This window comes from Streptomyces sp. NPDC107581 (assembly GCF_055657175.1).
Genome location: NZ_JBVKBH010000017.1, coordinates 114468 through 139070, shown reverse-complemented (window position 1 = coordinate 139070; position 24603 = coordinate 114468). Strand labels below are relative to the sequence as shown.

Here is a 24603-nt window from a genome sequence, read left to right as displayed (position 1 = left end):
CAGCCCCTTCCCTCCGCCGTACCGCGCATCCGTCGCCCGGTGCGGAATCCAGCCTGAGCCCGAGTTCACGAGGACGCCTGCCCAGATGCCTGCGAACGAGTCCCCCCAGCACACCCCCGAGCCGTCCCTGACGACCTCCGAGGGAGTCCGGGCCTGGCTGGCATCGGCCGTCGCCGAGGCGGCCGGGACCGACACCGCGCACATCGACCCGGACCGGCCGCTGGCCGAATTCGGCCTGGGATCGCGCGGGTTGGTCACCCTGGCCGCCGAACTGGCCACGCTGACCGGGCGCCCCCTGGAACCGTCGCTCGTCTTCAACCACCCCACCATCGCCGCGGTGGCCGACGCCGTCTTCGCGCAGCCGCCCGCCCGGGTGCCGGCGCCGAGTCCCGCCGCGGACCGGCCCGTCCCGGCCGACGACGTGGCGATCGTCTCGATGGCCTGCCGCTTCCCCGGCGGAGCCGACGACCCCGAGGCCCTGTGGCGGCTGCTCGCCGCCGACCAGGACGTCATCTCCGAAGTCCCGGCGGGCCGTTGGGACACCAACGGGCTGTACGACCCCGACCCCGAGGCCACCGGCACCGCCTACACCCTGCGCGGCGGCTTCCTCGACGGCGGTATCGACCGCTTCGACGCCGCCTTCTTCGGCATCTCCCCGCGCGAGGCCGCCGCCATGGACCCCCAGCAGCGGCTGCTCCTGCAGACCACCTGGGAGACCTTCGAGCGCGCCGGCATCCTCCCGGAGTCCCTGAACGGCAGCTCCACCGGCGTCTACCTCGGCCTGTACGACAGCGGCTACCTCGCCGCCGCCTCGCTCGCCCAGCTCGACGGGCACGTCGGCACCGGCTCGGCGGCCAGCGTGGCCTCCGGGCGCATCGCCTACACCCTCGGCCTGCAGGGGCCCGCGGTGACCGTCGACACCGCCTGCTCGTCCTCGCTGGTCGCCCTGCACCTGGCGGCGCGCGCCCTGGCGGGCGGGGAGTGCGATCTCGCCCTGGCCGGCGGAGCCACGCTGCTGGTCACCCCGCGCGGGCACGTCGAGTTCAGCAGGCTGCGCGGGCTGTCCCCGTCCGGGCGGTGCAGCCCCTTCTCCGCCGATGCGGACGGTGTCGTCTGGGCCGAGGGCTGCGGACTCGTCCTGCTCAAGCGGCTCGCGGACGCACGCCGGGACGGCGACCGGATCCTGGCCGTCGTCAAGGGCTCGGCGATCAACCAGGACGGCCGCAGCCAGGGCCTGAGCGCCCCCAACGGCCCGGCACAGGAACGAGTGCTGCGCGCCGCCCTGGACGCGGCCGGACTCGCTCCGCACGACCTGGACCACGTCGAGGCCCACGGCACCGGCACCCCGCTCGGCGACCCCATCGAACTGCGGGCACTGGCCAATGTGTTCGGTCCGGACCGCCCCGCCGACCGGCCGCTCGGCATCGGCTCCGTGAAGTCCCGCATCGGCCACACGCAGGCGGCCGCGGGCATCGCCGGTGTCATCAGGACCGTGCTCGCCCTCGGCCACGAGCACGTCCCGGCGTCCCTGCACGCCGAACGTCTCACCGAGCACATCGACTGGAACGGCAGCGGCCTGCACGTGCACAGCGCCGGACAGGCCTGGCCGCGCGCCGCGGGCCGCACGCGGCGGGCCGGGGTCAGCGCGTTCGGGATCAGCGGCACCAACGCCCACGTGGTCCTGGAGGAGGCACCGGCCCGCACCGGAGCCGGCCCGGCAACGGAACTCCCGGGCAACCCCGCACCCGAAGGGCAGCAGGCTCCGGAGGAGCCGCTCGCTTCCGAAGGGCGGCGCACTCCTGAGGAGCAGTTCACCTCCGGCGGGGAGCAGGTTCTTGCGGAGGGGCTCGTTTCCGAGGGGCAGCAGGCTCCTGAGGTGCAGCTTCTCTCCGAGGGGCAGCACGCCGCCGAGGAGCAGCTCATATCGGCAGGGCAGCACGCCGCCGTGGAGCAGCTCGTCTCCGGGGGCGAGCAGGTTCTTGAGGAGCGGCCCGTTCCCGAAGGGCGGCGGACCGGTGAGGAACAGCCGGCCTCCGGGGAACGGCAGCATGGTGAGGAGCAGTTCGCCTCCGAAGGGCAGACCGCTCCCGAGCAGCCTCCCGTCCTTCCCCTCCTCTTCCCCCTCTCCGCCCGTAGCCTCCCCTCGCTGCACGGTCAGGCCGCCCGGCTGCTCGGGGCCCTCGAAACGCGTCCGGAGCAGGCGCTCCCCGCGGTTGCCGCGACCCTCGCCCACCACCGCACCCACTTCGACCACCGGGCCGTCGTCCAGGCGCCCGACCTCGCCCGGCTCCTGGACGCCCTGCGGGCCCTAGCCGACGGGCATCCCGACCCGGACCTCACCGCGGGCCCCGAGCAGCCCGCCTCCGCCGGCAAGCTGGCCTTCGTCTTCCCCGGGCAGGGCAGCCAGTGGGCCGGGATGGGCCGCGACCTGCTCGAGGGGGACCCGGTGTTCGCCGACGAGCTGGACCGGTGCGACGCCGCCCTGCGCCCGTTCACCGAGTGGTCCGTGACGGCCGTTCTGCGCGGCGACGCGGGCGCCCCGTCCCTGGACCGGGTGGACGTCGTCCAGCCCGTGCTGTTCGCCGTGATGGTGTCGCTGGCCGCCGTGTGGCGGGCCCGGGGCGTCCGCCCGGACGCCGTGATCGGGCACAGCCAGGGCGAGGTCGCCGCGGCCTGTGTGGCCGGCGCGCTCAGCCTCAACGACGCGGCCGCCGTGGTCGCCCTGCGCAGCCAGGCCCTGACCGGCCTGTCCGGCACCGGGACCATGGCCCTGATCGCGCTGCCCCACACCGAGGTCCGGGCCGCACTGGACGGCCTCGGCGGTGCCGTCTCCGTCGCCGCCGTCAACAGCGCCCGCGCGACCGTCGTCGCGGGTGCCGTCGAACCGCTGGAGTCCCTGCTCGCCGGGCTCGAGGCGCGCCAGGTGTTCGTCCGTCGTCTCGACGTCGACTACGCCTCCCACAGCGACCGGGTCGAACCCGTCCGCGACCGGATCCTCGACGAACTCGACGGCGTCACCACCTACCCGACGGACATCGCCTGGTACTCCACGGTCACCGCCGAACCGGTCACCGAGGAGCTGGAGGCGGACCACTGGTACACCAATCTGCGCGACACCGTCCGCTTCGCGCCCACCGTCGAGCGCATGCTCGCCGACGGCTACCGCCACTTCGTGGAACTGAGCCCCCACCCGGCCCTGCTCACCGCGCTGCGCACCATCGGTGAGGACAACGGACACGATCTGACCGCCGTCGGCTCGCTGCGCCGGGACGAGAGCGGACCGGCCCGCATGGACCGGGCCGCCGCCGAACTCCATGTGCGCGGACGGCGCGTCGACTGGCGCCGGCTGGTCCCCGACGCCGCCACCGCCGACCTGCCGACCTACGCCTGGGACCCGCAGCGCCACTGGACCGACCCGGACACCGCCACCGGCGGCCCCGCCCTCTTCGACCGCGCCGCGCACCCGTTCCTCGGCATCCAGCTCCAGGCCGCCGACGAGACCCGCTGGACCTTCCGCAACGAGTGGTCGCAGGCCACCGCGGACTGGCTGCCCGACCACACCGTGTTCGGCCGCACCGTGGTCTCCGGCACCACCCTGATGGAGCTGTGCCGCGCCGCGCTCGCCGCGGCCCGCCCGGACCGGGCGGCCGACCTCACCGACCTCCTTCTGCTCAGCCCTCTCGTACTGCCCGCCGCCGGCACGGTCGAGGTCTCCGTCGAGGTGGTCACCACCGGCCCCGCGCCCGAGATCACGGTGCACAGCCGCCCGCGGGGCCCGCACGCCATCGGCTGGACCCTGCACGCCACCGCCTCGGCGGCCGAGCCGTCCGCGTCCGCCGCGGGCCGCCCCCCGGTGTGGCCCGACACCGCCGAAGAGGCCTGGAGCGGGCAGACGTACGACCGTCTCGCAGCTCTCGGCCTCGGCTACGGGCCCGCCTTCCAGGGCGTACGGTCGGCGGTCACGACCGGCGACGGAGAACTCCTCGCCCGTCTGTCCCTGCCGGCCACCGCCCGTGACGTCGCCGACCCGTACCCGCTGCACCCGGCCCTGCTGGACGCCGCCCTCCATGTGACCGCCGCCCTCGGCACGGCCGACGGACGCGCCCTGCTCCCCGTCGCCGTGGGCCGCTGCGTCCTGCCCTGGAGCGGCACGGGCGACCTGACCGCGCACGTCCGGCGCACCGGCGGCTCTGCCACGGACGTCACGCTGGACGTCACCCTGTGGGACGCCGACGGCCTGTCTGCCGGGCGGCTGGAGGCAGTGCGGCTGCGCGCCGCCGACCCGGCCGACCTCGATGCAGCCTCGGAGAACGCGCGGCACCTGTACGAGGTGGCGTGGACGGCCGTGGCCGAGGAGCCGCCCGCCGTCGCACCGGACCTCACCTGGACCGTGGTGGGCGACCCGGCCGACCCGCAGGCCGAGGCCGCCCGGCGCGGCCTGGACGGCAGCGGCCTGGACGGCAGCGGCCTGGACGGCAGCGCTCGGGGCGGCGAGGTCGTCGTACGATTCTGGCCACGCCCGGCACCGGACGCGCAACCGGCCGCCGTGGCCCACGAGTCGGCTGCCGCCGCCCTCGCCGAACTGCAGGCCCTCATCGCCCTCCCCGGCGAGCAGGCGCCCGCACGGACCGTCTGGGTGACGCGCGGCGCGATCGCCGCCGCCGACGGCGACCCGGCCCCCGGGTACGCCCGGTCGGTGCTGTGGGGCCTGGCGCGCAGTGCCCGTGCCGAACACCCGGACCTCGGGCTGACGCTCCTCGACCTCGACGACGGCGACCCCGTGGCAGCGCTCGGGGCGGCCGTCGGCCTGGGTGACGAGCCCGAACTCGCCCTGCGCGAAGGGGTGCTGTGCGTACCGCGGCTGGTACGCGCCCGGCCCGCGGACGCTCTGCGCGGGCCGGCCGGGCACCAGCACCAGCAGCCCACGGCCGGGACCGTCCCCACAGCCGGGACTGCTTCCACGGCCGGGACAGCCCCCACGGCCGGGACCGTCGCCACCGACGGAACCGTCCCCACGGCCGGGACCGTCCCCACCGACGGAACCGTCCTGATCACCGGTGGCCTGGGAGCCGTAGGGCGCCACATCGCGCGTCTGTTCGCCCGACGAGGCGTTCCCCGGCTCGTGCTGACGGCCCGCAAGGGCGCCGAGGACCCCCGCACGGCCGAGACGGTCGCCGAGCTGACCGCGCTGGGCAGCGAGACCGAGGTCGTCGCGTGCGACGTCACCGACCCGGCCGCCGTCGCCGGCGTCCTCGCCCGGGTGGGGGAGGAGCTGCCCCTGAAGGGCGTCGTGCACTGTGCCGGGATCCTCGACGACGGTGTGATCGCCGAGCTGACCCCCGAGCGGCTGGCGCGGGTGCTGCGGCCCAAGGTCGACGGGGCCGTCCATCTGCACCGGCTCACCGCGGACGCCCCGCCGGCCCTGTTCCTGCTCGTGTCCTCGGCCGCCGGTGTGGTCGGCAACGCGGGCCAGGGCAACTACGCGGCCGCCAACGTCTTCCTCGACCAACTGGCCCGGCACCGGCGGGCCCTGGGCCTGCCCGGCAGCTCCGTCTCCTTCGGCGCCTGGGCCGGCGAGGGCCTCGCCGCAGCCCACGCCGACCTGGACCGCATGGCCCGGCTCGGCCACCGCGCCCTCACCCCGGACCAGGGCCGTGACCTCGTGGAGCTGTCCCTGCGCCAGGGCGCACCGCACCTGGTCGCCTGGGCCCTCGACCTGCCGCGGCTGCGCGAGTCGGGCGCCGCGGACACCGCTCTGTGGCGCTCGCTGCTGCCCGCCCAGCACTCCGGCGCACACCCCGGCGGACCCGCCGGCGAGGCCCTGGCCGACCGGCTGGCCCGGCTGCCGGAGGCCGAGCGGGCCGAGCGCGTGCTCGCCCTGGTCCGCGAGGAGACCTCGCGCGCCCTCGGTCTGCGCTCGGCCGAGTCCGTCCGCCCCGACCAGCCGCTGCGCGAGCTCGGCATGGACTCCGTCACCGCCGTCGAACTGCGCAACCGCATCGGCGCCCGGCTCGGCGCCCGCCTGCCCGCCACCCTCCTGTTCGACCACCCAACCGCGGACCGCCTCGCCGCGTACCTCCTCGGCCACGCCCTCGGCCGGACCGCCCGCCCGAACCCGGCCCCACCGCAGCGAGTCCGGCGGGCCGCCACCGACGAACCGATCGCCGTCGTGGCCATGGCCTGCCGGCTGCCCGGCGGGGTGAGCGACCCGGACGGCCTGTGGCAGCTGGTCGCCGACGGCCGGGACGCGGTCGGCCCGTTCCCCGCCGGACGCTGGGACGTGGACGCGCTGTACGACCCCGACCCGGACGCCCTCGGCAAGTCCTACGCCCGTGAGGGCGGCTTCCTGGACGACATCGAGTCCTTCGACGCGGGCTTCTTCGGCATCACCCCGAAGGAGGCCGCCGCCATGGACCCGCAGCAGCGGCTGCTCCTGGAGACGTCCTGGGAGGCGCTGGAACGCGCCGGGATCGTGCCCGCCCGGCTCGCCGGCAGCACCACCGGCGTCTACGTCGGCATGTTCGGCAGCGACTACCTGGCGGGCTCCCGCCTCGACCAGCTCGACGGCTACGTCGGCACCGGCTCGGCGCTCAGCGTCGCCTCCGGACGCCTTGCGTACGCGCTCGGCCTGCACGGACCGGCGCTGACCGTGGACACGGCCTGTTCCTCCTCGCTGGTCGCGACCCATCTGGCCGCCCAGGCGCTGCGCCTGGGAGAGTGCGATCTGGCCCTGGCCGGCGGTGTGACCCTGATGGTGACTCCGCAGACCTTCGTGGAGTTCAGCCGTCTGCGCGGCCTGTCCCCGACCGGCCGCTGCCGCTCCTTCTCCGACGACGCCGACGGCGCGAGCTGGGCCGAGGGCGCGGGCATGCTCGTCCTCAAGCGGCTGAGCGACGCCGAACGGGACGGCGACGAGGTGCTGGCCGTGCTGCGCGGCACCGCCGTCAACCAGGACGGCCGCAGCCAGGGCCTGTCCGCGCCCAACGGCCCGGCCCAGGTGGACGTGATCCGCCGCGCGCTGGAGCTGTCCGGGCTGGCACCGGCCGACATCGACCACATCGAGGCGCACGGCACCGGGACCACCCTCGGCGATCCGATCGAGGCGGGTGCCCTGGCCGAGGTCTTCGCGGACACCCGCCCCGAGGACCGGCCGCTGTACCTGGGGTCGCTGAAGTCCAACATCGGTCACGTACAGGCCGCTTCGGGCGTCGCAGGACTGATCAAGGTCGTGCAGTCACTGCGCCGCCAGACCCTCCCGCGCACCCTGCACGCCGGCACGCCGAGCCGCCACGTCGAGTGGGAGGGCAGCGGGCTGCGGCTGCTCCAGGAGCCGGTCGCCTGGCCGGCGGAGGAAGGGCGGGTGCGGCGGGCCGGAATCAGCGCCTTCGGCATCAGCGGGACCAACGCCCACGTCATCGTGGAGGAGGCCCCGGCCGCGCCGTCCCCGGCCACCCGGGAACTGCCGGACGGGAAGCGGCTGTTCGTGCTCTCCGGCCGCAGCGAGGCCGGGCTGCGCGGACAGGCGGACCGGCTCGCCCGGTACGTCAGCGCCGACACCGCCCTCCCGGACGTCGCCCACACCCTGGCCCGGCACCGCAGCCACCTCGAGTGGCGTACCGCGGTCGTCGCGGGCGACCGGGACGAACTGCTCTCCTCCCTCAAGGCGGTGGGCAGCGGACGCAAGCCGGTGCCCGCGCCGCGCGAGGACCAGAACGGCAAGGTGGCCTTCGTGTTCGCCGGGCACGGCGGCCAGTGGACCGGCATGGGGCTGGGGCTGCTGTCCCACAGCGAGGCCTTCCGCACGGAGCTGACCCGGATCGACGCGGCTGTCGAGCGGCACGCCGGCTGGTCCGTGCTCAACGTGCTGCGCGCACCGGAGGAGTTCTCCCCGCTCGACCGCACCGAATACCTCCAGCCGGTGCTCTTCGCCGTCAACGCGGCCCTGGCCGCCGCCTGGCGGGAACTCGGCATCGCCCCGGACGCGGTCGTCGGCCACAGCCTCGGCGAGATCGCCGCCGCCTACAGTGCCGGAGCCCTTACCCTGGACGAGGCCGTGACCGCCGTCACCGGCCGGGCGGCCGCGGTGGTGCCGCTCGTCGGGCACGGCGGCATGCTCGCCGTGGAACTGCCGTCCGCCGAGGTCGAGGACCTGCTCGTCCCCTACGCCGGCCGGCTCTTCGTGGGCGCGGTCAACAGCCCCGGCGCCACCGCCGTCTCCGGCGAGTCCGACGCGCTCGGTGAGCTGCGCCACCGGCTCGAGGAGCGGGGCGTCCCCTGCCGCGTCCTGTCGACGCCGTTCGCCTCGCACACCCCGCTCATGGAACCCCTGCGGGCCGAACTGCTGGAACGCTTCTCCGGTATCCGCGGCACCCGCACCGCGACGGCGCTCTACTCGTCCGTGCTGGCCGGACCGGTCATGGGGGACAGCCTGGACGCCGGCTACTGGTTCGCCAACCTCCGGCAGCCGGTCCGCTTCGCGGAAACGATCCGCCGGATGCTGGACGACGGCTACCGCCACTTCGTGGAACTCAGCCCGCATCCCTCGCTGACCTCGGCCATCGAGGCGATCGCCGCCGAAGCCGGAACCGGCGCGGCCGGAATCGGCTCGCTGCACCGCGGCCGGGACGGACACGAGGTACTCCTCGGCAGGCTGGGGGAGCTGTACACGGCCGGGCACACGCCCGACTGGACGGCGCTCTTCCCGCACGGCCGCCGCGCGGACCTGCCCACCTACGCCTTCGCCCGCGAACGCCACTGGCTCGCCCCCGTCCACTCGGCCTCCGGCGACGGTTCACCGCTGCTCGGCACCCACGTCCAGGCCAGCGACGAACCCGGCCGCGACCTCTTCCAGAGCGAGATCGACCTCGACGACAGCCGCTTCGCCTACCTCACCGACCACCGGGTCACCGGCGAGGTCTGGCTGCCGGGCGCCGCCTTCCTCGACATGGCGCTGGAGGCCGCCGCCGCCCTCTCCGACCACGACGAGGTGCACCTGGCCGACGTGCGGTTCCTCCAGCCCCTGCGCCTGGACACCGGCCGCCCCGTACGGCTGCAGTTGGTGCTGAGGGCCGCCGAGGACGGCTTCCGGGACTTCACCGTCGCATCCGCCCCGGCCGGTGAGCGCCAGTGGCACCAGCACGTGACCGGGCGGATCGCCACCGCACCGCAACCCGGCGCTGATGCCGCACCGGCCCTCGCCGCGCTGCGCGAGCGCTGCACCGAGCCGGTCGACCTGCCCGCCGTCTACGCCGGCCTCGCCGCCCTCGGTATCGACTACGGCCCCGCCTTCCGGGGCCTTCAGGAGGGCCACCGCGACGGCCGCACGACCGCGGTCGCCCGCCTGGCCGCCCGGCCCGCCGCCGGCCACCTCCTGCACCCCGCCACGCTCGACGCCTCCTTCCACTGCGCCGCGCTGCCCGCGGACGCACCCGCCGGCAGGGCCTTCGTGCCCGCCGGCGCCGGACGCGTACGGTTCACCGGCCTGCGCACCGCACCGGCCTGGGTGAGCTGCGACCTGCGCTCGGTGGACGGCGACACCGCCCTGCTCGACCTGCGCCTGTGGGACGAGGACGGCCGACTCGTGCTGGCGGCCGACGAGTTCCGGCTCGCCGCGCTCTCCCCGCTGGACGGCGCCCTCTTCGAGACCCGCTGGCAGCCCCGCCCCGCACCCCAGGACCAGCCCGCCGAGGGCACTTGGCTCGTCCTCGCCGACGAGAGCGGCGTCGCCGGCGAACTGGCCGACCGCCTCGGCGACTCGGCGCCGTACGTCCTAGCCCGCCGAGGCACCGCGTACCGCATCGAGGGCCCCGGCCGCTACGTCCTCGACCCGGCCGAACCGGCCCACCTGGCCCGGCTCCTGGACGACGCGTTCGCGGACGCCCCGCCCGCCCGGGTGGTCCAGCTGTCCGCGCTCGACGCCCCGCCGGTCCGCGACGAGCACAGCGCAGAGGAAGCGGCGAGGCTGTGCTGCCTGACCACCCTGCACCTGGTCCGCGCCCTCGCCGGGCGCGAACGGCCGCAGGGCCGGGCACCGCGCCTGTTCGTCGTCGTACGCGGCAGCCAGGCCGCCGACGACAGCACGGCGGTGACGCATCCGCAGCAGGCCCTCGCCTGGGGCTTCGGCCTCGCCGTGGCCCAGGAGCACCCCGAACTCGCCACCACACTGGTCGACCTGCCCGCCGACGGCGGCACCGAGTCGCTGTGGACGCAGCTGTGGCACGCCGACGACGAACGCCTCGTCGCACTGCGCGGCGCCGGCCGCCTCGTCCCGCGCCTGGCCCGCACCCGCCCCGACGACGGCCACTCCGCCGAACTGCCGGACGGCGTGCACCTGATCACCGGCGGCCTCGGCGGCCTCGGCCGTGTCGTCGCCGAACGGCTGGTGCGCAGGGGCGCCCGGCGCCTCGCCCTGCTGAGTCGCGGCACGCCCGACGCGGCCGCCACCACCTGGATCCGCGGCCTGGAGCAGCAGGGGGTCACCGTGCACCTGCCCCGCGCCGACGTCGCCGACCGCCCCGCACTCGCCGCCGCCCTGGACGCCGTACGCCGCGAGGCCGGCCCCGTCACCACCGTGGTCCACGCCGCCGGTGTCCTGGACGACGCCACACTGGCCAACCTCACCGACGAACGCGTGCGGCGCGTCCTCGCACCCAAGGTGCTCGGCACCGCCCTGCTCACCGAACTGGTCCCGGAGGCCCGGAACCTGGTCCTGTTCGCCTCGGCGGCCGGTCTGCTGGGCTCGGCGGGACAGAGCCCGTACTCCGCAGCCAACGCCTTCCTCGACGCCTGGGCGCACCACCTCTCCCGGTCCGGCAGGCGGGCGCTGAGCCTGGACTGGGGCGCCTGGTCCGGCGTCGGCATGGTCGCCGGGTCCGGCACCAGGGCCGCCGAGACCAGCCGTTCGGGCCTGGTCGCCTTCTCCCCGCAGGACGGCGGCGAACTGTTCGAACGGGTGCTGACCACCGACCGCCGCCAGCTCGCCCCGATCGCCCTCGACTGGGACCTGCTCGCCCTGGACCCGGACGCGGCCCGCAGCCGCCCCCTCCTGGCCGACCTGGTGTCCGTCCCGACCGGCGGCGGCGACACCGACGACCTCGTGCAGAAGGTGTTCGCGGTCGCCACCGCGCAGGAGCGCACCGAATGGCTCGAAGCCTATGTGCGGGCCCGCGTCGGCGAGGTCTCCGGCGGCGCGGTGGACGTGTTCGCCACCACGGCACTGAAGGAACTCGGCCTGGACTCCCTGATGCTGGTCCGGCTGCGCAACGCCTTCGCCCGTGAGCTGGGTGTGGAACTCCCGGCCGCCGAAGTGTTCTCCGCCGCCGACATCCGTGGCCTCGCCCGCGTCCTCGGCGAGGCCCTGCCCGAGCGCGCCGCACCGACCGCCCGCGCCCAGGGCGCACCCGCGGACGCACCCGCCCAGGAGGTGCCCGAGACCGAACTGCGGCCCGCGACCCGGGACGTCGTACGACTCCTGCGCAGCGCCCGGCCCGACATGCCCGACGCGGCCCACGGCGTCGGCCTGGCCGTGCGGCTGACCACTGCGGTCACCCGGGAGTCCCTCACCGGCATCCTCGACCGGCTCGCCGCCCGGCACGCGGCCCTGCGCACATCCGTCGTCACCGGCGCCGAGGGCGGACGGCAGCTGCGGGTGGACCGCGCGCTGCCCGTGCCGCTGCTGCGGTGGACCGACGGCGAGGCCGAAGGCACGACCGCGACGGCCGCCGAGCGGCTGCGCCTGCTCCTCGAGCCGCCGTTCGACCTGGCCACCCCGCCACTGTGGAGGTTCGAACTGGTCGACGGCGGCCCGCAGGGCCAGATCCTGGTCTTCGGTGCCCACCACGCGGTCAGCGACCTGCAGTCCCTGCTCCTGGTGGCGGCGGAGATCGACGCCGAACTCTCCGGCACACCGCTGGACGCCACCGTCACCAACCGGGACATTCATCTGCTGATCGAGGCCCAGCAAGGCGGCGGCGACGGCCCCGGCGACGAGTGGCGCGCGGCCTTCCAGGGCAGCGAACGCCTCGACCTGACCCTCGCCCGGCCACGCCCCGAGACCCGCTCCTACCGGGCCGGGAGCGTCACCCTGACCGTGCCCGACGGGCTTGTGGAACGCGTCTCGGCCGCGGCGAGCGGCCTGGGAGTCACCCCCGCCGCGTTCAGCCTCGGCACCCTCACCGTGCTGCTGGCCAGGAAGCGGCAGCGGGAACGGTTCGTGCTCGCTGTGCCCGTGGACACCCGCATCCACGCCGACGCGTACGGCGCGGTGGGCTTCTTCGGCGTCCCCGTGCCCTTCCCCGCCCAGGCGACGGCGGGTGAGCGGGTGGCCGACGTACTGGTGCGCACCGACAGCCGGCTGCAGCAGATCCTGGCCAAGGGCGCCATGTTCTCCGACGTCCTCGCCACCCTCGCCCGCCAGGGCCTGAACCGCGCCAACGCGCCCCTGGTCGAGGTCTACTTCAACTACGTCCGTTTCTCGGGCCGGTTGCAGAACCTCGAAGTGCTTCCCGCCGGGGCCGGTCACACCGACCTCGACCTGATGGTCACCATGACCCCGGACGCCGGCACCGTCCGCCTCGACCACAACCTCGACATCCTCGACGCGGACACCGCGACCGGGCTCGGTGAGGAGTTCCTGCGGCTGCTCGCCGAGACGGCCGAGGACGCGACCGGGACGGTGGGGGAGAACGCGGCCGCCGGGACCAGGGCGGTACGGGAGGACACGGCGGTCGGTACCGGTGCTGGGCCCGAGGTCGGGACCGTCCGGGAGATTCCGGCGGCCCTGGAACGGACTCCGGCCGAGGAGTCGCGGCAGGTTGCGGTCGAGGACCCACGGCAGGCTCGGGCCGAAGACCCACGGCGGGCTCCGGCCGAGGGCCCGCGGCTCGCTCTCGCCGCCACCTTCGCGCTCGGCGATCTGCCCCTGATGTGCGAGGCGGCCCTGGAGGACGACCGGGCGAGCGTCACCGAGGCGCCGTACCACCAGGTCCTCGCCGCCGTGCAGGATCCGTCCGGCGTGCTCGCCGCCCCGGACACCGCGGTGGGCGTCGTCCTGCTGCGGGCCGCCGACCTGGAGCGCTTCGGACCGGTGGACGACAAGGTCCTCGCCGAACTGCGCACCGCCTACCCGGCCGCGCTGAAGTCCCTCGCCGAGCGCACCCGCAGGCCCCTGGTCGTCGGTATCCTGCCCACGGCCCGGGCAGCGGAACGCCTCCTCGCCTGGGAGCGCGGGCTCGCCGCCGACCTGGCCGAACTGCCCGGCATCGCGGTGCTCGGACCCGACGAGTGGACCCGGCACCACCGCGTCGAGGACCACTTCGACGAGCGCACCGAGCGCCTGGCGCACCTGCCCTTCACCCCGGCCTTCCAGGCGGCCGTCGCGCTGCGTCTGGCCGAGGTCGTCCGGGCGGTACGACGTCCCGCGCCCAAGGTGATCGCCGTCGACGGCGACGAGACCCTGTGGGGCGGAGTGGCGGGCGAGGCCGGTCCGGAAGCGGTGGACCTCACCGGGCCGCGCGCGCTGCTGGCCCGCAGGCTGCTCCGGTGGCGGGCAGCGGGCGCACTGCTCGTGCTGGTCAGCAACAACGACGAGGCCACCGTCCGTGCCGTCCTGGACCGTCCCGACAGTGTGCTGAAGGCCGAGCACTTCAGCGTGCTGTCCGCCGCCTGGGGCCCCAAGCCGGGCCGGCTCGCCGAGGCCGCCCGCACCCTCAATCTCGGCCTGGACAGCTTCCTGTTCCTGGACGACAACCCGGCCGAGATCGCCAAGATGCGCTCGGCGCTGCCGCAGGTGCTGTCCGTGACCTGCCCGCCCGCCGCCGAACTCACCTCGTTCATGCTCCGGCTGTGGCCCCTGGTCCCTCGGGCGGCGACCGCCGAGGACGGCCTGCGTGCCCGGTTCTACGCACAGGAGCAGGAGCGGGACGCCGCCCGTGCGGGCGCCGGCTTCGAGGAGTTCCTGGCCCGGCTGGACCTCGAAGTCGACATCAGGGAGCTGGGCGAGGACGACGTCGAGCGCGGTGAGCAACTCGTGCGCCGGACCAACCAGTTCACCCTGCGTGCCCGTACCGCCGACGGCGGCGACCTCGCCCGCTGGCGCGAGCAGGGCGAGGTGTGGACGGCGGCGGCCCGGGACCGGTTCGGCGACTACGGCCAGATCGCACTCCTCGCGGTCAGGGCCGACGGGGACCGGCTCGACGTCCTCGCCTGGCTGATGAGCTGCCGGGCCCTCGGCCGGGGCGTCGAGGAACGGCTGCTCGCCCGTCTCGCCGACCGGGCCGAGGAGCTGGGCTGCGCCAAGGTCCGGTTCACCGCGGAGCGCACCCCGCGCAACGCCCCGGCCCGCCGGCTGCTCGCCGCGCTCGGCGGAGCCGACCCGGACGACGGGCGGCTGGACGTCGTCGCCACGCCCGAACACCTGCGGGCGTTCCGCTCCTGGGAGCAGCAGTGAGGAACACGACCAAGCACAACGCGAAGGGCTCTCATGCGTGACGTGAACGAGGATCCGGCGACGGCCGGCCGCCGGGCGATCGCCGAGTCGATCGAACGGAGCGACGGCGGACTCGGCGTGGCCGGCCTGCTGGCCAAGGTCCGGGCTGCGGGCGCGGTGACCGGGCCCGCCCCCGCCCAGGTCCCGGATCTGGACGGTCTGACGGCGACCATCGCCGCCGCGGCCGGCCGCCATCTGCCGGCCGGCCGGCTGGCACCGGACGCCGACTTCTTCGACGCGGGCGGCACCTCCGTCCACGCGGTGGAGCTGGTCGCCGAACTGGAGGGCGAGCTGGGCATCGAGGTCGAGCTCGACGAGATCTTCGCCGACGCCCGGCCCATCAGCCTGGCCCGGAGGTGGCTGCCGCTGCTCGGGGGCACGACGGCAGAGGCCTCCTCCGCCGCGTCGACGCCCTCCGCCGCGTCGGCGGTCCCCTCGGCGGTCCCCTCGGCGGTCCCCTCGGCCGAGACGCCCGCGGCGCTGACGTCTTCGGCGGCGACGTCTTCGGCCGTGACGCCCATGAGGCCCGCCGCCGGGCCGTCTTCGGCCATGGCCCCCTCGGCCCCGCCGGCCCCCCTGGCGACCCCCGCACCTGCTCCGGGCACCCTGCCCGTCCCGGCCCCCCGCACCCCGCCCGCCGTACCGAGCAGCCCGTACCGCGACGGCGACGCCCGTTCCCGGGCCCGGCGGGAGGACCTCGACCAGATCCTGGCCGACCTCGCCCTCGCCGACCGGCTGCCCTTCACCGACGTACCCGAACCGCTGCCGCCGCGCCGCATCCTGCTGACCGGCGCCACCGGCTTCCTCGGCAGCCACATGCTGCTCGACCTGCTGCGGCACTCCGACGCCCACGTGTACTGCCTGGTCCGCGCGGCCGACGAGGCGGCCGCGACCGAACGGCTCGGCGCCCAGCTGCGCAGCTACCGGCTGCCGTGGTCCTCGGAGGTGCGCCGCCGCATCACCGTGCTGCCCGGCGACATCCGCCGTCCCCGCCTGGGCCTGACCGACGAACAGTGGCACACGCTCGCGCACGAACTCGACAGCGTCGTCGCCGTGGCGGCCGCCGTGGACTTCCTGCGCGGCTACCAGTCGCTGCGCGGCAGCAACGTCCTCGGCGCGCTCACCCTGGCCGAACTCGCCGCGACCGGCCGCCCCAAGCCGCTGCACCACATCTCGTCCGTCGCGGTCTTCAACGAGGTCGGCATCACCTCGATGGGCGAGGACGACCCGCTGGCGCACGTGGACCGGCTCGTCTCCGGCTACGACCAGTCCAAGTGGGCCGCCGAGGTGGCCCTGCGCCGTGCCCGCGACCACGGACTCGTCGTCACCGCGCTGCGGCCGGGCGGTATCGGCGGCCACACCAGGACCGGCGCCTACAACCCGCAGGACCTCAGCAGCGGGCTGATCTCCGCCTTCGGCCGCTTCCGCACCGTACCGGCGTTCCGCTACCTCAACGCGGCCCCGGTGGACTGGGTCAGCCGGGTCGCGGTCGCCGCCGTCTGCGAGCCCGACGCCTGGGGCTTCGACTACAACCTCACGGGTGTGCCCAACACCCTGGACGACGTCGTCCGGGACATGGCCTTCGGCGGCATGCACGTACGCGTCCAGGACTGGGACGAGTGGCGCACCGACACCCTCGCCCGTCTGGAGGCCGAGCCGGTACCCGAACTCGGCTTCCTCTCCCGGGTGTTGCAGAGCCCCACCGCGCTGAAGCTGTGCGAGGCCACCCTCAAGGGCCCCGCCGCCGGCGCCGAGCGGACCGACGCCCTGGTCGCCGCCCTCGGCCTCACCCCCGCCGCCCGCTACGACGCCCAGGCACAGCTGAAGACCTTCGAGAAGCTCGCCGGTGACGGCCTGGCCCGGCTCCCGCACAAGGACGACCAGCCCTACCTCTGGTTCGCCGAGACGACCGAGGGCACGGTCGGCCCGGTCGGCGCCGCCGCCGAGACCCCGTGCTCGATGGCGCTGACCCTGTCCATCGCGAGCATGTACCAGCTGGTCAAGGAGCGCCGGGTGGACGTAGCCGGCACGGTGACCTGCACCGCGATCCACCCCGCTCCGCTGACCGTCGAGCGCGGCGACGTCTGGGTCCGCCCCGACGAGGGCATCCCGCAGCAGCACGGCCTCAGGCACCAGCTCCTGCGCTACCGGCTGACGCTGCGCGACCCGGACGGCGGCCTGTGGTGGCTGGAGGGCCGCAAATACGCCCGGGCCCGCCGTGACCTGTGGCGGCAGACCCGCGCGCTCACCGTGGAGATCGGCCGCGAGGGCGAGGCCGCGAGCCTGCTGGGCGAGGTCGTCGTACCCGCCGACTCCTACGTCCGCGACCAGATCGACGGCATCAAGGTCGACCCGCGTCTGACCGGCCAGGAGAAGCGCGCCGCCAAGCTGACCTGGCTCGCCTGGTTCGGCCTCGAGATGGGCCGCGGCCTCGTCGCCCCCTTCGCCCGGGCCGCCGCGGACCTGCTCGACCTGCGTCGCACCCCGACCCTCACGGAGCACCACCGATGATCTTCAGGACCACCCCCTCCCGGACGGCCCGGCCGGCGCTCCGCAAGGTCCGCACCGGCGCGGCCCTGCGCCCCCTGCGGCACCGCCTCGACCCGGCCCGCATCGAGGAGATACCGCTGCGCGCGAGCGACGGCGTCCGCCTCGGCCTGACCCGCGTGGACACCGGCGAGCCGAACCGCCCGGCCGTCCTGCTCCTGCACGGACACACGGCCTCCGCCGACATGTTCCTGCTGCCGGAGATCCGCAACCTCGTCGACGTCCTGCTCGACGAGGGCTACGAGCCCTGGCTGCTGGACTGGCGGGGCAGCTGCCGGCTGCCCTACAACGAGACCGGCCGCCGGTACACCTACGACGACGTGGCGCTGTACGACATCCCCGAGGCCGTCGCCCACATACGTCAGCGCATCGGAGAGCGGCCGCTGTCCGTCATCGCCCACTGCATCGGCTCGCTCACCCTCTCGATGAGCATGGCGGCCGGGCTGGTCCCGGGCCTGGCCGGTGTGGTGTCCCAAGGGGTGTTCCTGACGCCGAAGCTGGCGGGCCGGACCTCGCTGCGGATGTCCGTGGCCGGGGAGCTGCTGAAGACGCGGATCGACCACATCCCGGTCGACTTCCGCAAGGTGGGCCTGTGGTCGAAGTACACGCCGCTGTTCGCCCTGGCCTCCCGCAGGGCGAGCTGTCCGGACCCGACCTGTCAGATCCTGCACAACTCGGCCTGGGGCACGGGTGCCTCACTCTTCGTGCACGAGAACCTGGACGCCGTCACCCACGACCGGCTCGCCGAGCTCCTCGGCCCCGCACCGCTGTGGATCCTGCCCCACCTGCGCCGGATCGAGCTGGCCCGCAGCGTGGTGCGCTGGCACGACACCGACCACCGCTACCGGGCGCTGCCGCCCAACGCGCTGGACGCAGCCGGCCGCATCGACACCCCGGTGCTGCTGCTCGCGGGCAGCGAGAACGGGCTGTGGCTGGACTCGCAGCGGCTCTGCCACGAGGTGCTGGCCCACCGGCAGCCGCAGCTGGACGTCTCGTACACCGAGATCCCCGGTTACGGCCACCTGGACACCTTCCTCGGCCGGGGCGCCGCCCTCGACGTGTTCGGGCACATCGTCGAATTCCTCGGCGGACAGCAGTGAGGACTCCCGGCGGACACCGGTGGGAGTCCCCGGCGGACACCGGTGGGGTCTCCGGGCGGGCACCCGTGAGAATCTCCCGGCGGCACCGGTGGGAATTCCCTGGCGGAGGCCGGTGACGGAGGCCGGTACGGCCGGTTACCGTACCGGGCAGTAACCGAACGCACCCCAGGAGGCCCCATGCCGCAGCTCGAAGTCGACGGAGCGGCCCTGACGTACGACGACGAGGGCCCCCGCGACGCCGAGGACGTGCCCTTGGTGTTCGTCCACGGCTGGACGGCCGACCGGCACCGCTGGGACCACCAGCTGGCGCACTTCTCCACCGGCCGGCGGGTGATCCGGCTGGATCTGCGCGGGCACGGCGAGAGCAGCGGGGCCGGGGTGCGCACGATCGCGGAGCTGGCGAGGGACGTCCTCGCCCTCCTCGATCACCTGAAGGTCGAGCGGTTCGTGCTGGTCGGCCACTCCATGGGCGGGATGATCTCGCAGACCATCGCGCTCGCCCACCCCGAGCGGGTGGAGCGCATGGTGCTGGTCAACTCCATCGGCCGGATGACCTACAGCCGTGGCCGGGGCCTGCTCATGGCGGCCTCCACCCTGGTGCCCTACAAGCTGTTCATCGCCACCAACATCCAGCGGGCCTTCGCCCCCGGCCACCCGCGCGAGGAGGTCCGGGAGTACATCCGTGCCTCCGCCGGCACCCCGCGCGAGGTCGTCATGACGCTGTACGGCGCCATGCGGGCCTTCGACGTCCTCGACCGCGTCGGTGAGATCCGTACGCCCACCCTGATGGTGCACGGCTACCACGACGTCCAGCTGCCGGTGAAGCAGATGCTGAGGATGGCCAAGGCCTACCCGGACGCGGTCGTGCGCATCCTGGACGCGGGCCATGAGCTGCCCGTGGAGAAGCCGGCCGAGCTGACCGCGGCACTCGACTCGTTCCTGACCCCACAGCCGTGACGCACGAGACGATTGGTGAAGTTTTTACCTTTGGCCGGTTCCCGGTGCCCCGGCCCGGGAGCCACGGCGGTCATCGGATTTAACAACGGCAAAACACGGCCGAAAACACTGGGAGGCGGGAATCCCCTGCCTTGCCCGCCGCGCCCGCCTGACGGAGGCTCGTCGTATAGGTGCTCGATACAACTGGTTCTGCGGTCGTCTTCGCCCATGCCGGAAAGCCCAGGTGAGCGGGGGAGGGTCGCGGGCCGGAGGCAGGAGGTAGCGCATGTGCGGCATCACCGGATGGGTCTCCTTCGACCGTGACCTGACCGCCGAGTCCACCGCACTGGATGCGATGACCGAGACGATGGCCTGCCGCGGCCCGGACGACCGCGGCACCTGGATCCAGGGCCCCGCCGCCCTGGGACACCGCCGGCTCGCCATCATCGACCTCCCCGGCGGCCGCCAGCCGATGTCCGTCGACACGCCCGAAGGAACCGTCGCCCTCGTCTACTCCGGCGAGGCGTACAACTTCACCGAGCTCCGCCGTCAACTCGCCGATCGCGGCCACCGGTTCACCACCGATTCCGACACCGAGGTCGTCCTGCACGCCTATCTGGAGTGGGGCGACACCGTGGCCGAGCGGCTGAACGGCATGTACGCCTTCGCCGTGTGGGACGGCCGCCGCGATCAGCTCGTGATGATCCGCGACCGCATGGGCATCAAGCCGTTCTACTACCACCCCACCCCGGACGGCGTGCTCTTCGGCTCCGAGCCCAAGGCGATCCTCGCCAACCCGCTCGCCCGGCCGCGCGTCGCCCTGGACGGCCTGCGCGAGATGTTCACCATGGTCAAGACCCCCGGACACGCGGTCTGGGACGGCATGCGCGAGGTCGAACCCGGCACCGTGGTCACCGTGGACCGCAACGGCCTGCGCAGCCGCGTCTACTGGCAACTGGAGACCCGGCCGCACACCGACGACCGCGACACCACCATCGCCACCGTGCGCTCGCTCCTCGACGACATCGTGCGCCGCCAGCTGGTCGCCGACGTCCCGCGCTGCACCCTGCTCTCCGGCGGTCTCGACTCCTCCGCGATGACCGCGCTCGCCGCCCGGCAGCTCGGCGAACAGGGGGAGAAGGTCCGCAGCTTCGCCGTCGACTTCGTCGGCCAGACCGACAACTTCGTCGCCGACGAGCTGCGCGGCACCCCGGACACGCCCTTCGTGCACGATGTGGCCCGGCTCGCCCGCACCGACCACCAGGACATCGTCCTCGACGCCCAGTCCCTCGCCGACCCGGCCGTGCGCGAACAGGGGATCCGCGCCCGCGATCTGCCGGTCGGCATGGGCGACATGGACGCCTCGCTCCTGCTGCTCTTCCGCGCCATCCGCGACCAGTCCACGGTCGCCCTCTCCGGCGAGTCCGCCGACGAGGTGTTCGGCGGCTACCTCCAGTTCTTCGACGAGGAGGCCCGCCGCGCCGACACCTTCCCCTGGCTGGTGAACTTCGCCGGCCACTTCGGGGACGACACCGAGATGCTGCGCCCCGACTTCACCAAGTCGCTGGACCTGGACGCCTACGTCGCCGACAGCTACCGCACCGCCGTCGCCGGCATCCGCCGCCTGGACGGCGAGAGCGACTTCGAGTACCGGATGCGGCAGATCTGCCATCTGCACCTGACCCGCTTCGTCCGGATCCTGCTCGACCGCAAGGACCGGATGAGCATGGCCGTCGGCCTGGAGGTGCGGGTGCCGTACTGCGACCACCGGCTCGTCGAGTACGTCTACAACACCCCCTGGTCGCTGAAGTCCTTCGACGGCCGGGAGAAGAGCCTGCTCAGGGAGGCCACCGCGGACCTGCTGCCGCAGTCGGTGTACGAGCGGGTCAAGAGTCCGTACCCGTCCACCCAGGACCCGCGGTACGGCCGAGCCCTCCAGGGCCAGGCGCAGGAGCTCCTGGCCCGGCGCTCCCACCCCGTCTTCGACCTGGTCGACCGGGAGCGTGTCCGGGAGGCCGCCGAACGCGAGACCCCCGTCAGCACCCAGTCGGGGCGGCGCGGCCTGGAGCGTGCCCTGGACCTCGCCCAGTGGCTGGACCTCTACTCCCCGGAGGTGACCCTCAGCTGACGCCGAGCGCCCGGTCCGCGGCCGCCGCCGTCGGCTGCCACCAGGTCGTCACGGGCTCCCACACCCGCACGTCCCGTCCCGTGCCGAGCTGCGCGGCGGTGAAGGTGCTGCCCCACTGGGACGCCGACGCGGCCACCGTGACCGAGTCCGCCCGGCGGGCCTCGGGGTCCGCCGGGTCGGCGATGGTGCGCAGGGCCGCGTAACCGGTCTTGCCCGCCCCGAGCAGATACGTGCCGGTGCCGCCCTGCGGCACCGGCAGCGCGGCCCCGTCCAGCCCGCCGAAGGTCATCGTGGGCACGCGGTCGACGACACAGGCGCGGGTGCCCCGGTTGGTCACGCCGACGCGTACCAGGGACGGATCGTGGGCGGCGGCCTTGGCCCGCAGCGTGAGCGCCTTCTCCGCGCAGCGGGCGGGCGTGGCGTGCCCCGGGGCCGCCTGGCTCTGGGGAGCGGCCAGCAGCAGGGCCGCGGCGGCGGCGGAGACGGCGGGTACGGCGATGGCGGCGCGGATGCGCATGGCGGGTTCCCCTGTCGTGGTCAGGTACAGGTACGGCGGGCCGAGGCGCGCCGTACCTGGTGTGACGACCGGGGCGGCCAGGAGGTTGTGCCGGGATCGACCCTGTTACCCGTTTGCGCCGCTCCTGTCATCGGTTGGTCGCGTTCGGGATGGAGCTCCAGGCGTTTCCGTCCGCCGGGCAGGAGCTGCCGCCGGCCGGCAGGGATCCGTACAGCAGGAAGTCGTTGACCTTGCGGTGCACGCAGGTGGACGACGAGTAGCCGGTGTGTCCGTCGCCCTTGTTGTCGAGCACCACGGCCGACGGGCCGAGCCGCCTGGCGGTCTCCTCGGTCCAGCGGTACGGCGTCGCCGGGTCGCCGCGCGTGCCCACCAGCAGCATCTCGGCCGACTGGACGTTCTTCACGTGGTCCCGGATGAAGTCCGTGCCCTTGGGGCGGCCATAGCACATCAGCAGCTGGGTGAGCCGGAAGCGGCCGAAGACCGGGGACGCCTTGTCGTAGGCGGTCTGCAGGTCCTTCAGGTCCTTGGTGATCCGCGCCGCGGCGGGCCGGTCGGGGTCGTCCGCGCAGTTGATGGCCATCAGCGCGGCCGGGAGGTTGTCCGCGGGGACGTCCTGGGCGTCGACCAGCCCGCCGTTCCGCTTCTTCTCCCGGTCCTGGCCGGCCTTCTTCTCCCGGACCCGGTCCTGGCCGGGTGCCCGGCCGTCCTGCCGCACGGGCACGGCGAAACCGCCGCCGGAGGAGAAGCTGAGCACCCGCCGCGTGTCGCCGTCCTCGACCAGGGAGGCCAGCGCACGCTCCAGCGAGGGCCACAGCTCCTTGCTGTAGAGGGCCTGTCCGATGGCGCCCACCAGGTCCTGCCCGGAGAACGGGCTCCCGAAGTCCGTGGGCACCGGGTTCTCGTCGAGCGAGCGCACCAGCTGCACGACCTGGGCCCCGGCCGCCCGTGAGTCCTGTCCGAACGGGCAGGCGATGTCCGTCGTGCACCAGTCCAGGAAGTCGTCCAGCGCCGTCTGCTGCCCCTCGGCGCCCGCCAGCCCCTGCTCGGACAGCGGCTCGGTCAGGGTGTCCACGCCGTCCAGGGCCATCCGGCCCACCTTGTGCGGGAACTGCGCCGCGTACACGGCACCGAGCCGTGTGCCGTAGGAGAAGCCGAGGTAGTTCAGCTTCTTGTCGCCGAGGGCCTGGCGGATGACGTCCATGTCCCGGGCGGCGTTCACGGTGCCTATGTGTGCCAGCACCGGACCGGAGTTCCTGGCGCACTGGTCGGCGGACCGCCGCAGCTGCTTCAGCAGCGCCTGCGGACGGGTGATGTCGCCGTTGCCCTCCGGCGCCGGTCCCGGGGCGGCCGCGCCCTGGTCGTCGCCGCAGCTGACGGGGGAGGACTGGCCGACACCGCGCGGATCGAAGGTGACCACGTCGTAGCCGTTGGTCAGGTCCATGAAGTCTTTGCCGCCCGCGGCGAATTCGCTGACGCCCGCTCCGCCGGGTCCGCCGAAGTTCAGCAGGACCGAGCCCCGGGACGGGCCGGTCGCCCGGTAGCGGGCCAGGGCGAGGTCGAGCGTCCCCGCGCCCGGGTGCGCGTAGTCGAGCGGGACGGTCACCTTCGCGCACTGGAGATCCCTGGCCGTGTCCGCGCCCTTGCAGGCGGCCCATACGGCCTTCTGCCGGTAGAAGCGGGACAGGTCCGGCTGCGGCCGTTCGGCCGCGGCCGCGGGCAGCCCGGCCCCGAGCAGTGCCAGGGCGAGCGCTCCGGCGCCCGCGCAGCGCCGCGCGGCGGGCCGTGTGGACAGCTTGGCCAGCATCGATCGCCTCCCGGGGCGCACCCGCTGCGGACCGGGACGGCACCCTCGCTCACCATATGCGGGCCCGGTGGGGGCCGCCTCCGGACGAGTGGGACGGTGCCCGATGATCTAGCCTTCGCGCGCTCCATTCGGATTGGTGATCATTCGATTACTTTACGTGCGATTCGAGCGATCATGTCACCCGGTGGGGTGAAAAGCCGAAAAGCCATAACCCGAACGGGTCGCCCGCGTTTTATCCGACGCGGGCGAGTGCCCGCGACGATGTCTGGAAGGCAGGGAAACCTATGAGACGGGCAACCCGAAACGGTGGGATCGCAGTCGTCGCCGCCTCCGGCGCGATGGCCGTGGCGATGCCGGTGTGCGCCGCCTTCGCGGCCGACGGGGCCGCGGCCGACGGCTCGGCCGCCGACTCGCCCGGTGTGCTCTCCGGCAACACCATCCAGGTGCCGGTGCACGTGCCGGTGAACGTGTGCGGCAACACGGTCGACGTGGTGGGGCTCCTCAATCCCGCCGTCGGCAACGCATGTGAGAACGGCGGCACCGACAAGGACGCCTCGGCCACCTCCGGCGGCGCCTCGGCGCAGGGCGGGACGCAGGACTCGCCCGGTGTGCTCTCCGGCAACACCATCCAGCTGCCGGTGCACGTGCCGGTGAACGTCACCGGCAACAGCGTCAACGTGGTCGGCGTCGGCAACCCGGCCGTGGGCAACCACTCCGCCAACACCACCACGCCCACGCCGCCTCCGAAGGCGCCGACTCCCGTCAAGTCGCACCCCGCGCCGCGCACCGTGCCCCCGGCACCGCGGCCGACCGTGGCCACGCTGGCCCACACCGGAGCGGACCTGACCGCCCCCGCGGTCGCCGGCAGCGCCGCCCTCCTCCTCACCGGCACGGTCCTGTACCGCCGCTTCCGCCCCGGCCGGGACCGCTGACCCCACCCGAAAGGCCCCACCGGACGTCGGCCCGGTGGGGCCTGAGACATGCGCGGGGTGCGGGAACCTCCGGGCGGGCATGGGGTGCGGGCGTGGGAACCTCCGGGCGGGCATGGGGTGCGGGCGAGGGAACCTCCGGCCGGGCATGGGGTGC

At 74.3% G+C, this 24603-nt stretch carries 8 protein-coding genes; 6 read left to right on the top strand and 2 right to left on the bottom strand.

Annotated features, from left to right (window positions below; translation table 11 throughout):
- Nucleotides 1-85: 85 nt before the first annotated feature.
- The 5 genes from ACZ7P3_RS34540 (at nt 86) to asnB (ending at nt 21196) form a co-directional block, all read left to right on the top strand.
- Nucleotides 86-14446, top strand: a complete 14361-nt coding sequence (locus tag ACZ7P3_RS34540; protein ID WP_472087751.1) for an SDR family NAD(P)-dependent oxidoreductase — start codon at nt 86-88, stop codon at nt 14444-14446.
- Nucleotides 14447-14479: 33 nt separating this feature from the next.
- Nucleotides 14480-16996: a thioester reductase domain-containing protein gene (locus ACZ7P3_RS34535; protein ID WP_472087749.1), complete on the top strand. Its 2517-nt coding sequence runs from the start codon at nt 14480-14482 to the stop codon at nt 16994-16996.
- Nucleotides 16993-18132 carry an alpha/beta hydrolase gene (locus ACZ7P3_RS34530; RefSeq protein ID WP_472087748.1) on the top strand — a complete coding sequence of 380 codons (1140 nt, stop codon included), beginning with the start codon at nt 16993-16995 and terminating at the stop codon, nt 18130-18132. The genes ACZ7P3_RS34535 and ACZ7P3_RS34530 overlap by 4 nt, the downstream gene beginning before the upstream one ends.
- Nucleotides 18133-18309: 177 nt before the next feature.
- Nucleotides 18310-19089 (top strand): alpha/beta fold hydrolase, encoded by a 780-nt coding sequence (locus tag ACZ7P3_RS34525; protein WP_472087746.1) that lies wholly within the window; start codon nt 18310-18312, stop codon nt 19087-19089.
- Between the two features lie 265 nt (nt 19090-19354).
- Nucleotides 19355-21196 carry an asparagine synthase (glutamine-hydrolyzing) gene (asnB, locus tag ACZ7P3_RS34520; protein ID WP_472087744.1) on the top strand — a complete coding sequence of 614 codons (1842 nt, stop codon included), beginning with the start codon at nt 19355-19357 and terminating at the stop codon, nt 21194-21196.
- On the opposite strand, the gene ACZ7P3_RS34515 is transcribed toward asnB, so the two are convergent.
- Complete coding sequence (locus ACZ7P3_RS34515) at nt 21189-21713, bottom strand: DUF4232 domain-containing protein (protein WP_472087742.1); 525 nt, start codon at nt 21711-21713, stop codon at nt 21189-21191. The genes asnB and ACZ7P3_RS34515 overlap by 8 nt on opposite strands.
- Nucleotides 21714-21840: 127 nt before the next feature.
- Nucleotides 21841-23517, bottom strand: coding sequence for an alpha/beta hydrolase (locus tag ACZ7P3_RS34510; protein ID WP_472087740.1), 1677 nt, complete (start codon nt 23515-23517; stop codon nt 21841-21843).
- A gap of 284 nt (nt 23518-23801) precedes the next feature.
- Here ACZ7P3_RS34510 and ACZ7P3_RS34505 point away from each other — a divergent pair, with 284 nt between their 5' ends.
- Nucleotides 23802-24449 carry a chaplin gene (locus tag ACZ7P3_RS34505; RefSeq protein ID WP_472087739.1) on the top strand — a complete coding sequence of 216 codons (648 nt, stop codon included), beginning with the start codon at nt 23802-23804 and terminating at the stop codon, nt 24447-24449.
- The last annotated feature ends 154 nt before the right edge of the window (nt 24450-24603 follow it).

Bases quoted from the DNA above. Each gene is read 5' to 3' on its own strand.
- ACZ7P3_RS34510 (WP_472087740.1), bottom strand. From the start codon at position 23,517: ATGCTGGCCAAGCTGTCCACACGGCCCGCCGCGCGGCGCTGCGCGGGC.
- ACZ7P3_RS34515 (WP_472087742.1), bottom strand. From the start codon at position 21,713: ATGCGCATCCGCGCCGCCATCGCCGTACCCGCCGTCTCCGCCGCCGCC.
- ACZ7P3_RS34505 (WP_472087739.1), top strand. From the start codon at position 23,802: ATGAGACGGGCAACCCGAAACGGTGGGATCGCAGTCGTCGCCGCCTCC.
- ACZ7P3_RS34540 (WP_472087751.1), top strand. From the start codon at position 86: ATGCCTGCGAACGAGTCCCCCCAGCACACCCCCGAGCCGTCCCTGACG.
- ACZ7P3_RS34525 (WP_472087746.1), top strand. From the start codon at position 18,310: ATGCCGCAGCTCGAAGTCGACGGAGCGGCCCTGACGTACGACGACGAG.
- ACZ7P3_RS34530 (WP_472087748.1), top strand. From the start codon at position 16,993: ATGATCTTCAGGACCACCCCCTCCCGGACGGCCCGGCCGGCGCTCCGC.
- ACZ7P3_RS34535 (WP_472087749.1), top strand. From the start codon at position 14,480: ATGCGTGACGTGAACGAGGATCCGGCGACGGCCGGCCGCCGGGCGATC.
- asnB (WP_472087744.1), top strand. From the start codon at position 19,355: ATGTGCGGCATCACCGGATGGGTCTCCTTCGACCGTGACCTGACCGCC.